Genomic DNA, 12,096 nt, shown 5'->3' with positions numbered 1-12,096 from the left:
ATGAAAGAAATACGCATTCAGAAGATCCTGATTCTGCTGGTGGTATTTTTTATCCTTTCTGCAGCTGTCTACCTCAGCTGGGGAAGCTATCAAATCAGTATCACAGATATTTTTCTGACTTTTATCGGCCGAGGCAATGCCTTTCAAGAAACAGCTCTTTTGAATTTACGCTTGCCGCGTATGTTGGTGGCAATATGTATAGGCATAGCATTAGCGACATCTGGAGGAATCATCCAAACTATTACCAAAAATGAACTAGCTGATCCCGGGATCATTGGAATAAATGCCGGAGCAGCTGTTGCTGCTATTTTAGTTGTTTCTTTTCAAACAACCTATTATTACAACCAGCTTGGCTCTTTTTCTGTGTACTTATTGCCTTTTATGGCCATTATTGGAGCAGCAGTTTCGGCGACCATCATTTATGTTCTTTCGAGCGATAAAGGCATAAAACCTAAAAAAATGATTTTAGTAGGTCTGGGAATCAATGCAGGATTGAGTGCTTTTATGACGTTCTTTATTTTTAGAGGAGGAGTGGGAGAATACAACAGAGTACTCATTTGGACCTCTGGAAGTTTATGGGGGACAGGATGGGAGTATGCTAAGATCATTTTGCCATTAGTGAGCGTGTTTTTTGGTTTAGTGCTATGGAATGTTAAAAAATTGGATGTTCTACAATTCTCAGATGAACACATCACCGCTCTAGGGTTAAACCGAAACCATGAGCGTAAAAAATTATTGGCGTATGCAGTCATTTTAGCCGGAGGAGCAACTGCTTTTGCTGGGAATATTGGTTTTATAGGATTAATCTCTCCAAACATTGCCAGAAAGTTGGTAGGTTCTTCTCATAAATATGTCTTGATTGTATCTGCTTTGATTAGTGCTGTTATGATGTTAGTTGCAGATGCTGTTTCTAGAAACTTGTTTTCTCCCATAGAAATACCTGTCGGAATCATTATTTCTGTATTTGGAGTGCCTTATTTCATTTATTTAATTATAAAGGAGAACTAAATGGAAGCTATAATTGTAAAAGATCTATCGGTAGGGTACGAAGAGCAGCCTGTAATAGAACAATTAAATCTTTCCCTTCTGAAAGGAAAAATCAATGTGATCATTGGTGCAAATGGGTGTGGAAAGTCTACTCTGTTAAAAAGCGTTGCTAGAGTGATCAAACCACAATCTGGTAATATTTACATCAATGGAAAAGACATTATCGGGCAAAAAGAGAGAACATTAGCCAAACAAATCTCTTTCTTACCACAAGAACCAATTTGCCCAATTGGATTGACTGTTCGAGATCTGGTGTCCTATGGAAGATTTCCTTATCAAAAAAGTATTGGCGGATTATCCCAGCATGACAAAGAGATGATCGATTGGGCTATAGAAGAAACAGAGCTGCAAGAATTTACCCATCGTAAGTTAAACACGTTGTCTCAAGGACAACGACAACGAGTCTGGATCGCTATGACGATTGCCCAAGAGACAGATATTATCATGCTTGATGAGCCAACGACATATCTTGATTTGTCTTATCAGCAAGAAATACTGCAATTATTGAGCCGATTGAATCAAACAGTAGGACTTACTATAGTGATGGTCCTGCATGAATTGAATAATGCTTGCAAATACGGAGACAACATCATTGGAATGAAGAGCGGGAAACTGATTTGTCAAGGTCCGCCTTGCAAGTCAATTACTAAAGAAAGCTTGCATGAACTGTATGGGATCGAAGCTAAGCTGCAAATCAGTGAAGATGAGCGCTACCCCATTTGCTTGGATTATGAAGTGTCGAAAAAAGGGGAAATCCTTGTTTCGCAGCTTCGCTAGCATGTTAAATTATGTTATAGAGGGTAAATAAGCAGTATTCAAACAAAAAATTCATTATAAATCCAGCTGTCAAATCCAAGAATGCCAAAAGCTAAACTACCGCTTTTGGCATTTTTGAATTCAACTAATGATGCCATCTTATACTTACATCAAGGATAGAACTGCCTTGATGTTCAAAAGGTATTCTTCATCAAGAAGTTTTCTTCTATGATGTTCAAACGGTATTCTTCATCAAGGAGTTTTCTTCCATGATGTTCAACTGCCATTCTTCATCAAGGAGATTTCATCCCTCTAATATGGATAGAAAAGGAATCTATTTTATTATTTTCACGACTCCATTGGCGAGAACTTATAAGCATTGAAAAACGCAAAAAACAAGGAACGATACTGGACTGAACAAATACATAAAAAACTGGTTCGCATAAAAAAATTAACAAAGTTTTTTCGTATTTTTTATTTGTAACTCAGAAAAGTATGATAGGCTAGTAGAGATGCAAGTGTAAACGAACAATTTTTGGAGGATTATATGACAGCAATTTTAGAGACTTTAAAACACTATTATGGATATGACTCCTTTCGCCCAGGACAGGAGCAAATGATCGATGCTATTTTAAGAGGAGAAGACGTCTTAGGCGTTATGCCTACGGGTGGCGGGAAATCGTTATGCTACCAAATCCCTGCAATTTGTATGGATGGTGTAACGATTGTCATTTCGCCGTTGATCTCTTTAATGAAAGACCAAGTGGATGGTTTGCAAACGATGGGCGTAAAAGCGGCTTACATCAATAGCCAGTTGACTTTTAACGAGCAAGAAAATATTTTGTACAGTGCTCTTCAAGGGGAATTGGATTTGATTTATGTCTCCCCAGAAAGACTGCAAAACGAAGTCTTTATTTCTTATGCTCAGCAAATGAATATCAATTTAGTGGCTGTCGATGAAGCGCACTGTGTTTCTCAATGGGGACATGACTTCAGGCCAAGTTATCAAAACATCCCTCAATTGATGGATGTCTTAAATACGAGACCACCTTTTGCGGCCTTTACAGCTACTGCCACGACACCTGTGCGAGAAGACATGGTGAAGCAACTAAACTTGAACCAACCTTACCAATACATCTCCAGTTTTGATCGGCCGAATCTTTATTTTTCAGTGGTAAAACCCAAAAAGAAAGCCAATGAATTATTACGCATGGTAGACAATAAAGAGTCGAGTATTATTTATTGCAATACACGGAAAAATGTGGAAAAAGTTTATGAAACGTTGAATAAAAAAGGGTATCCGGTAACTCTTTATCATGCTGGAATCAGTAATCAAGAAAGAACGCGAAATCAAGAAGATTTTCTTTATGACCGTAAACCCATCATGGTAGCGACAAATGCATTTGGGATGGGGATCGATAAATCGAATGTCCGTCGAGTGATCCACTACAATATGCCGTTGGACATGGAAAGTTATTACCAAGAAGCTGGCCGTGCTGGGAGAGACGGGGCACCATCCGAAGCAATTTTATTTTATTCCGGTCAAGATATCATCACGAATACCTTTTTAATCGAACAAGGCAACAATCCCCATGCCAAAGCGAATCTCAATACGATGATCTCTTACTGTAAGACGGGAAGTTGTTTGCGAAAAACGATTTTGAATTATTTTGATGAAATACCGGAATGGACAGAATGCGATCATTGTTCAAATTGCGATGGTGAGATGGTTAAGACAGATGTCACTGTAGAATGTCAAAAAATCCTATCGTGTATTTTCCGAATGAATCAGGCATATGGGACAGGTTTGGTGACAGATGTATTGAGAGGGAAAGCCACGAGTCGAATCAAACAAATGCATTTTGATGACTTATCGACCTATGGAATAATGAAAGAATATACTGAGGGAGACATTAAAGATATCATCTCGATTATGATCAGTGAGGGATACTTGCATTTGGGCGGAGATCAATACCCTATTTTGCAGTTTACTCCTAAAACCAATGATTTATTAAAAGCAACAGTCCGGTTGACGATTACAAAATCATTGAAAGAAGAACCAAAAAACACGAAAAAATCTGTCGAAAACATTGAGAATTACGATACTGGACTATTTGAACTGCTTAGAGAATTGCGTCGAGGGATTGCACAAGAACTTGGGAAACCTCCTTTTGTTGTCTTTTCGGATAGAAGCTTGATCGATATGGCGGCTAAATTCCCAATATCAGATGAAGAATTTTTAGCTATTCACGGTGTAGGAGAGGCCAAATTAGAAGAGTATGGAGAAGCGTTTCTTACCATCATCCAAAATTATTCAACAGAACAGTCTTTGGATGTCGAACAATTGAGAAAAGAAAATCTATCCGTAAAAGAAGTAGTCGTAAAACCGGCTTCTCGTTCAAGCAATTCCTCAAAAAAAGGGGCTACTCATGAAGAAACATTAGTCTATTTCAACGAAGGAAAAGCAGTTGCTGAGATTGCAGCGATTCGCGAACTATCCCCAACGACTATCGTAAACCACTTGTGCGTCCTGATTCAAGAAGGGACGGAATTGGAGTTTTCGAGATTAGTTAGTGAGGAAGCAGCAGTTGAGATAAGAGCAGCAGCAGCTGAAGTGGGAATGATTCCATTAAAACCGATCAAAGAAGCTGTCTCGGAGTCTATTTCATACGATGAGATCAAGTTCGTACTGGCAAAATTAAAAGCAGAAGAAAGCACGGAATAAGCGATAAGATGATTTAAAAAAGCTAGACCAACTATTTAGTTGATCTAGCTTTTTTAAATGGATATTTGTTAATCACTTATTTCATCTGAGCTTTAATTTGGAGAAGACTTTTCGTCAGATTCAATACTGCTCTCACTTGATGATGACTCATTTTCAGAAGGTGTTTCCTCTTCATCTGGAGTCGGTGCTGGATCTTCTGGTTCAGGAGGCTCCACCTCTTCAACCGGTGCCTCTGACTCTGGAGGTTCAGTAGTTTCACTAGATTCCTCTTTTTCAGGTTCATCTTTAGATTTTTTAGGCTTTGTTGATGTTGGTTTTTTAGTGGTGGAGCTGCTTGAATTAGATGAATTCTTTATAGAGGAATTCGATTTTTTATTTGGCGTATAGGTCGAACTGCTTTCCGTATACACAAATGATTCCTCTTCCTCATCTTCTATGATATCTTCACTTTCTGCAAGTTCTTCTTCTATTTCTTCCTCAACGATCTCTTCTTCAACAACCCAAAGGCTGCTGGAAACACTAACTCCCATCTCTGCAGCTAGTTTACTTCCACGAACTTTTAGTCGCTCGATAGATTCTAATTGATCAAACTGGATAGGTTCTTTGGTATCCGATTTTGCTTTAACCGTTGTTTCAAGTTCGGATGTCTTTGCGGTAGAAGTATGTTTGCTAAACGGTTGCGTTTGATTGACTCCTATGTAAACAATTCCAAAAAATAAAAGCAGTAAAAATATAATGATTCCATATTTTTTCATGAGTTTCTCCTCTCAACGCCGTTGGTAATCCAATCATATAACAAGCGGTATTCGAAAACCAGTGTTTTTATTAGTGTTTGAAAAATCGTCACTAAATAATGAATTCTATTCGCAAATTTGTCTCGAATCCGTTAGAGTTAAGGAGAGTTAGAAATAAAAAATGTCAGGAGATTGGTTATGAAAATCACTATATTAGAAGGCTATACAACGAATCCTGGAGATCTAAGCTGGAAAGGATTGGAGGAGCTTGGGGAGTTGGAAGTTTATGATCGTACATCTCTAACCAATGAAGATGAAATTATAGATCGTATTAACCAAGCAGAAATCGTGTTGACAAATAAAGTCCCTATCACGAAAACCGTCATAGAAGCATGCCCCTCAATAAAATATATAGGAGTACTCGCAACAGGTTACAATGTAGTCGACGTGAGAGCTGCTCAAGAAAAAGACATCGTCGTCACGAATGTTCCAGATTACAGTACGCAATCCGTTGCTCAAATGACATTTGCGTTATTATTGGAAATCTGTCAACAAGTTGGGCACCATAATCAAGCTGTTAAGGAAGGCAAATGGGAAGAGCATCCAGACTGGACCTTCTTTGATTATCCTTTACTGGAATTAGCTGGAAAAACAATGGGGATCATTGGATTCGGCAGTATCGGACAAGCAACAGCAAAGATAGCTGAAGCTATGGGAATGAATGTTATAGCTTATAATCGCAGCCAAAGCGAAGAAGGAAAGAAACTAGCAACATATGTACCGCTGGATGAGTTATTAGAAAAGGCAGATGTTGTTTCTTTGCATATTCCTTTAGTAGAAGAAACACAAGCTTTGATCAATCAAGAGAGTATTTCCAAAATGAAAGAGGGAGTAATTTTGTTGAATACTGCTCGCGGAGGTTTGGTGGATGAAAGAGCTGTTGCTGAAGCCTTGAATAGCGGTAAAATTTATGCGGCAGGTGTAGATGTTGTCAGTACGGAGTCCATTGAAAATACGAATCCGTTACTAAAAGCGAAAAATGTATTTATTACACCGCATATCGCATGGGCTACTAAAGAAAGTCGTGCAAGATTGATAGATAGTGCAGTGGATAATGTGAAGCAATTTATAAATAGAAATCCTAAAAATGTAGTACATTAAGAGTGTTGTAGAAAAAGATTCAACAGGTGTATAGACTCATAAGAAGAGTTTTATATCAAATAGGCAACAATAAAGCTCACTAGTGGGAAGGAAAATAAATTTGAAACAAAACAATATTTTTTATGGGTGGTGGATCGTTTTAGGATCAGCAGTCATTTTGGCTGTTCTGGGACCGGCATCTGTAGCGGTAGCAAATATATTCCAAACGCCTGTTACAGCTGAATTTGGAATCAGCAATAGTCAATTTGCAATCAGCAATAGTCAATTTGCAATCAGTAATTCTCTAGTGCTGGGGGTAGAAATTTTTTTATCTCCTTATATTTCACAAAAGTTAGCTGGCAAAAACTTTAGATTGGTCTTTTTAATTGGTATTGACTTATTTAGCGATGATGTTTGCTGGTAATATTGTCTTAGCCTTTATGATGGCTGTTCTATTCGGAATGGGGAATGCAGTGGGTACGGTAGCACCACCATTGATTACTTCAGCCACTTATTCTTCCAAAAATTACCCTAAAGCTTATGGTTATATTCAAAGCGGAGTTCAGTTAAGTTTAACATTTGGCTCATTATTTGCAGCAGCCATTGCTGATTTTACCGGTTCGTATAATTTTGCTTGGGGAACGTTAAGTATCTTATCAGCTATACTTGCGGTGACTTGGATCGGAGCCTATCGTAATGCTCAAAAATATATCCAGAGACCAAAAAGATAAAAACGAAGAAAGACTTGTTTATGAAGAGAAAACTCTTAAGCAAGTCTTTTTTGCGTGTTTGCAACTTTTGATTTTGGTAAGTAAATGCGAACGATTTTTTTATTCTGATCCTTATATAGATTTCTGTAGCAATATGGGTTGGAGGTAACTAGGGTGATGAAGATTCATGAATTAACATCAAATAGCCAACCTAAATGATGAAAAGCCTTTTTTGCGAACAAGAAAAAGTTTTTTAGTTCAAGCCATTACTGATTTCCGTTATAATGAAAGACAATAGAGCGTAAGGGCGGAATGAAAGCATGCAGAAGATTATGATCATAGAAGACGACATGACTATTGCAAAAAGTTTGCAAGAAGAATTGACAAAATGGAATTATCAAGCCTTTTATACAATAGACTTTAATCAAGTGATGGAGTTGTTTACCGAAAGTGCACCGCAACTGGTGTTGATTGATATTAAATTGCCTTATTTCAACGGCTACTACTGGTGTACGGAAATCAGAAAAATTTCTCAGGTTCCCATTATTTTTATCTCTTCTCAAAATGAACGGATGGATATTGTGATGGCGATTCAAATGGGAGCAGATGATTTCATCAGTAAACCATTTGATTTAACAGTGGCTATAGCTAAGATCCAAGCCTTACTGAGACGTGCATACGATTTTAATGAGGGCGACTCTTTCCTGAATCATCAAAGCGTTTATTTGAAAGTAAATGAATTGAAATTGCAATATGAAGAAAACGAGATCGATTTGACCAAAACAGAATTGAAAATATTGGAACAGCTGTTTTTGCATAAGCATGAATTTGTTTCCAGAGAAGCTATTATGGTCAGTTTGTGGGAGAATGAATCCTTCATTGATGATAACACGCTGGCGGTAAACATTGCCCGTCTAAGAAAAAAAGTAGCGGGTATGGGCTTGGAAGATTTTATTTTGACAAAAAAGGGCTACGGCTATGGTTTAACGAAAGGGGAATAACATGACACGTCCACGACAACTTGGAAAGTTGGTCCAGGCTTTTTTATCAGTCAAGCGCTATGAAATCGGAATCTATTTAGGACTGATGCTGACTTTTGGAGCATTGTTTATTTTGGGAAGATTACCCTTGGAATTCTACTTTTATGGAGTATTGTTCACGGGTTTTTTCTTTTTAGGATTTTTGGTATTCCATTTCTTTGGGTACCAGGAACGATACCGATCGTTGACATACATTGAAAATCAGCCGCTAGATGTTTTGAGAGAACTTGAAACATCTATAGACCCAAGCGAAAAATATCTTCTTAGAGAAATCGAGTTTTTATTGGAACAATTGACTGAAGAGAAGCTGGTTCAACAAGAAAAAAATACGGAGCAAATGGATTACTTTACTCTGTGGCTGCATCAAATCAAAACGCCTATTGCAGCGATGAGTTTATTGATGCAGCAGAATCAAGAGAATCCGGTGTTGACAAAAAGTGTTAGACAAGAGCTCATAAGAGTCGAAGACTATACTCATATGGCGTTAAACTACTTAAAGTTGGAACAAACCGGTAAAGAGCTTGATTTAGGAGAAATAAATTTGGATCAATTAATCAAAAAAGCTCTTAAGAAGTTTTCCATTTTGTTCATTTATAATCAAATCTCTCTAGATTACCAGCCACTTCAACAAACCGTTCTTTCGGATGAAAAATGGTTGTTAGTCCTCATCGAACAAATTTTGTCCAATAGTTTAAAATACACTCCAGAACAAGGAACCATTAAAATCTATATGGACCCTAATGAAGAAAACCAATTGATTATCGAAGATTCAGGAATCGGTATACGTTCAGAGGATCTGCCTAAAATCTTTGAAAAAGGATATTCTGGGTGGAATGGAAAAATTCAAGAGAAATCTACAGGACTTGGATTGTTTCTCAGCAAGAAAATTTGCCAGCGATTGGGACATAAATTGTATATTCAATCGAAATTGGGCAAGGGAACTGTGGTAAGGATCGATTTGAACCAAGAAAAATTGGAAATCTTTTGATGAACGGCAATCTTACAAAAGTGTAAGGTTGCCCCTCATTTTGTAAGGATAGATAAAAGCACCAATTGTTCTAGTAGCATACAATAGGTTTAGTTAGAACAAGAGGAGGAAAACACAATGACTTTATTAGAAGTAAATCATTTAAAAAAAACATATGCAACACGATTCTCACAACAAGAGGTAGAAGCATTGAAAGATGTCAACTTTACAGTTGAAAAAGGAGAGTTCGTTTCTGTAATGGGTGAATCAGGTTCAGGGAAAACCACTTTATTGAATATTTTATCCACGTTGGATAAAGCAACTTCTGGAGAAGTGTTATTAGAAGGGAAAAATTTAGCAGATATCAAAGACAGCAGAGTCTCTGATTTTAGAAGAAAAGATTTAGGATTCGTTTTCCAAGATTTTAATTTATTGGATAATTTTTCGATCAAAGATAATATCTTGTTGCCGTTAGTATTATCGAACACACCAGTCAAAGAAATGGAAGCTCGCTTATTGCCGATCGTAGAAAAATTAGGTATCGCCAACTTGATCGGACATTACCCTTATGAAGTATCTGGTGGACAAAAACAACGTGCCGCAGTGGCAAGAGCCTTGATTACGCAACCAAAATTGATTTTAGCTGATGAGCCGACTGGTGCATTGGACTCAAAGGCATCTCAAAGCCTGCTGGAGACGTTTGAAGCTATCAATGAAGCTGGACAGACCATTATGATGGTAACGCACAGTACGCGTGCTGCAGCTCATTCAAATCGTGTTTTGTTTATCCAAGATGGAGTAGTGTTCAATGAGATATATCGTGGAGACCAAACTGTTGACCAGTTCATGGAAAAAATCAGTCAAACTCTAATGGTTCTAGTTAATCGAGGTGAGCAACATGACTAAGCAGTTATTTGCTAAGTTGGCAGTAAAAAATATTCATTCCAATAAACAAATTTATGTTCCTTATATTGTTTCTTCAGTTGCAACGGTAGCGATGTTTTACTTGATGTATTCATTGGTCGAGAATGATTACCTTAAACAACGTTCGGAAACTTTGCCGCTATTATTTACACTAGGTTCAGTGGTTATCGGAGTTTTTTCTTTTATCTTTATTTTATATACGAATAGTTTTTTGATTAAACGACGAAAAAAAGAAATTGGGCTGTATGCTATATTAGGAATGAAGAAAAAACATGTGGCTTTTGTTCTCATGATCGAGTCTTTGATTACTAGTCTGGGAAGTATCGCTTTAGGTATTATTAGTGGCCAAATCATCGGACGCTTCGTATTTTTAGGATTGAATTATATCTTAGATTTTCCAGTGAGTATGGAATACCCATTTTCTCTCACTGCAATAGTCATTACACTTGCTGGATTTACCGCTGTTTTCTCAATAGCCTTATTATACAATATCAGCCAAGTCACATTTTCAAATCCAATCGAGTTGGTCAAAGGCAAGCAATCAGGAGAGAAAGAACCTAAGAGTTCGATTCTGTTATTTATTCTTTCCTTGGTAGCATTAGGTGCTGGTTATGGGATTTCACTTTCCATTAAAGATCCGATATCTGCCATGATATACTTTTTCCTTGCTGTATTGTTGGTTATTATCGGCACATACCTATTGTTTATTTCAGGGTCTATTTTTATTTTGAAAGCGATGAAGAAAAATAAGAAAATTTATTATAAGCCAAATGCGTTCATTTCTATTTCAGGCATGTTGTACCGTATGAAACAAAATGCGGCTGGATTAGCCAATATCTGTATTTTAGCGACGATGGTCATCATCACTATTTCAACGACAGCAGCCATTTTTGTAGGTTCCGAACAGGCAATGGACAGACAGTTTCCTTTTGAAAATCATCTCACCGTTTTTGAAGCAGAACCTAAAGACTTAACGGATCTTCAAGAGATCATTACGACTGAAACAGAGAGTAGAGGTTTGGCGGTAGAGAATTTTCAAGCTTACCGTTCTCAGACACTCACGGGTACTTTAGAACAAAATGAATTTGTGATGAAATCAACGTTGGAGGGAAATATTGTTGTAACAGAAATGGTATTGGTTCCTAAAGAGGATTTTGAACAATTAGCTGGTACTACGATTCCCTTAGAAAAAGATGAAGTAGTTGTGTTCAATACCGAAGCAGATTATACAGAACCTACTCTGAAAATGGATGTTCGCAACTACCAAGTCCATCAATTTGAAGATGAAGAAACAGTAGATAAAGTTGAAGCGAAAGTAGACGACTTGATAGGAGAAAGTTTATTTGAAACGACACTAGTTTTGATGAATGAAGAGGATCTTCAGTCTTTGATAAATATGTATAAAGAACTTTATCCAGATCTTTACTTTGATTCTTTTTCTTCAGTAGATTGGAATACGAATGGAACAAGTGAAGAGAAAATGGTATATGCGGAAGAAATGACAGATGTTCTGTATGATACAGATTATTCTGTTGGGTATAGAGCCAAAGAAATCGAGCAAGAAGCTTGGTATCAAATGAATGGCGGATTATTATTTATAGGAATCTTTTTAGGATTCTTGTTTACATTCGGAGCAGCCTTAATCACCTACTTTAAACAAGTATCAGAAGGTTATGATGACAGATCCAAGTTCCAAATTATGCAAAAAGTAGGACTAGACGATAAAACGATTCAGAAGTCTACTCGTTCTCAAATTTTATGGATGTTTTTCTTACCTTTAGGAGTAGCTGTTATGCATACTGCATTTGCATTTCCAATCGTTCAAAAATTATTGATGATATTTGGAGTTGCTGATACAAGCCTGATCATCTGGTCTATTTTAGGAGTAGTGGTAAGTTTCAGTCTCTTATACTGGATCATTTATCGTATCACTTCAAAAGTATATTTCTCTATCGTAAAATAGAATAGAAGAACCTAAAGTGGCTGGGATAAAAAGCCTCTAGAAAAAATGTATTCCCGCTATTGGAATTTTCATCCAATAGCGGGAATGCTT

General features: G+C 37.2%; 11 protein-coding genes. 10 read left to right on the top strand and 1 reads right to left on the bottom strand.

Going from position 1 to position 12,096, the window contains the following annotated elements:
• The 3 genes from ACEN36_RS05780 to recQ all read left to right on the top strand — a co-directional run bounded on the left by ACEN36_RS05780 (position 1) and on the right by recQ (position 4,528).
• Positions 1-1,008 (top strand): FecCD family ABC transporter permease, encoded by a 1,008-nt coding sequence (locus tag ACEN36_RS05780; protein WP_407103002.1) that lies wholly within the window; start codon positions 1-3, stop codon positions 1,006-1,008.
• Complete coding sequence (locus ACEN36_RS05775) at positions 1,009-1,824, top strand: ABC transporter ATP-binding protein (protein ID WP_407103001.1); 816 nt, start codon at positions 1,009-1,011, stop codon at positions 1,822-1,824.
• 526 nt (positions 1,825-2,350) lie between these two features.
• Positions 2,351-4,528, top strand: coding sequence for a DNA helicase RecQ (gene recQ, locus ACEN36_RS05770; protein WP_407126156.1), 2,178 nt, complete (start codon positions 2,351-2,353; stop codon positions 4,526-4,528).
• Between the two features lie 92 nt (positions 4,529-4,620).
• Here the strand turns inward: recQ and ACEN36_RS05765 are convergent, their stop codons facing one another.
• Entirely contained in the window at positions 4,621-5,283 is a 663-nt protein-coding gene (locus ACEN36_RS05765) for a hypothetical protein (RefSeq protein WP_407126155.1), read from the bottom strand.
• Between the two features lie 177 nt (positions 5,284-5,460).
• On the opposite strand from ACEN36_RS05765, the gene ACEN36_RS05760 reads away from it, so the two are divergent.
• The 7 genes from ACEN36_RS05760 (at position 5,461) to ACEN36_RS05730 (ending at position 12,006) form a co-directional block, all read left to right on the top strand.
• Entirely contained in the window at positions 5,461-6,423 is a 963-nt protein-coding gene (locus ACEN36_RS05760) for a D-2-hydroxyacid dehydrogenase (RefSeq protein WP_407126154.1), read from the top strand.
• Between the two features lie 100 nt (positions 6,424-6,523).
• The gene (locus tag ACEN36_RS05755; RefSeq protein ID WP_407126153.1) at positions 6,524-6,826 is read left to right on the top strand and encodes a hypothetical protein; all 303 of its coding nucleotides are present in this window, start codon (positions 6,524-6,526) and stop codon (positions 6,824-6,826) included.
• The gene (locus tag ACEN36_RS05750) at positions 6,789-7,133 is read left to right on the top strand and encodes an MFS transporter (protein ID WP_407126152.1); all 345 of its coding nucleotides are present in this window, start codon (positions 6,789-6,791) and stop codon (positions 7,131-7,133) included. Before ACEN36_RS05755 ends, ACEN36_RS05750 begins: the two co-directional genes overlap by 38 nt.
• 299 nt (positions 7,134-7,432) lie before the next feature.
• Positions 7,433-8,113, top strand: a complete 681-nt coding sequence (locus tag ACEN36_RS05745) for a response regulator transcription factor (protein ID WP_407126151.1) — start codon at positions 7,433-7,435, stop codon at positions 8,111-8,113.
• A gap of 1 nt (position 8,114) precedes the next feature.
• Positions 8,115-9,140, top strand: a complete 1,026-nt coding sequence (locus ACEN36_RS05740; RefSeq protein WP_407126150.1) for a sensor histidine kinase — start codon at positions 8,115-8,117, stop codon at positions 9,138-9,140.
• 117 nt (positions 9,141-9,257) lie between these two features.
• Positions 9,258-10,025 carry an ABC transporter ATP-binding protein gene (locus ACEN36_RS05735; RefSeq protein ID WP_407126149.1) on the top strand — a complete coding sequence of 256 codons (768 nt, stop codon included), beginning with the start codon at positions 9,258-9,260 and terminating at the stop codon, positions 10,023-10,025.
• Positions 10,018-12,006, top strand: coding sequence for an FtsX-like permease family protein (locus ACEN36_RS05730; protein ID WP_407126148.1), 1,989 nt, complete (start codon positions 10,018-10,020; stop codon positions 12,004-12,006). Before ACEN36_RS05735 ends, ACEN36_RS05730 begins: the two co-directional genes overlap by 8 nt.
• Positions 12,007-12,096 lie beyond the last annotated feature (90 nt).

Source organism: Desemzia sp. FAM 23989 (assembly GCF_045528345.1).
Classification (GTDB): Bacteria; Bacillota; Bacilli; order Lactobacillales; family Carnobacteriaceae; genus Desemzia.
Note: the sequence above shows the minus strand (reverse complement) of the source record. Positions and strands in the feature narration are given on the sequence as shown.

Excerpts from the sequence above, each read along its gene's own strand:
- ACEN36_RS05735 (WP_407126149.1), top strand. The coding sequence starts at position 9,258 with ATGACTTTATTAGAAGTAAATCATTTAAAAAAAACATATGCAACACGA.
- recQ (WP_407126156.1), top strand. The coding sequence starts at position 2,351 with ATGACAGCAATTTTAGAGACTTTAAAACACTATTATGGATATGACTCC.
- ACEN36_RS05730 (WP_407126148.1), top strand. The coding sequence starts at position 10,018 with ATGACTAAGCAGTTATTTGCTAAGTTGGCAGTAAAAAATATTCATTCC.
- ACEN36_RS05775 (WP_407103001.1), top strand. The coding sequence starts at position 1,009 with ATGGAAGCTATAATTGTAAAAGATCTATCGGTAGGGTACGAAGAGCAG.
- ACEN36_RS05740 (WP_407126150.1), top strand. The coding sequence starts at position 8,115 with ATGACACGTCCACGACAACTTGGAAAGTTGGTCCAGGCTTTTTTATCA.
- ACEN36_RS05765 (WP_407126155.1), bottom strand. The coding sequence starts at position 5,283 with ATGAAAAAATATGGAATCATTATATTTTTACTGCTTTTATTTTTTGGA.
- ACEN36_RS05745 (WP_407126151.1), top strand. The coding sequence starts at position 7,433 with ATGCAGAAGATTATGATCATAGAAGACGACATGACTATTGCAAAAAGT.
- ACEN36_RS05760 (WP_407126154.1), top strand. The coding sequence starts at position 5,461 with ATGAAAATCACTATATTAGAAGGCTATACAACGAATCCTGGAGATCTA.
- ACEN36_RS05780 (WP_407103002.1), top strand. The coding sequence starts at position 1 with ATGAAAGAAATACGCATTCAGAAGATCCTGATTCTGCTGGTGGTATTT.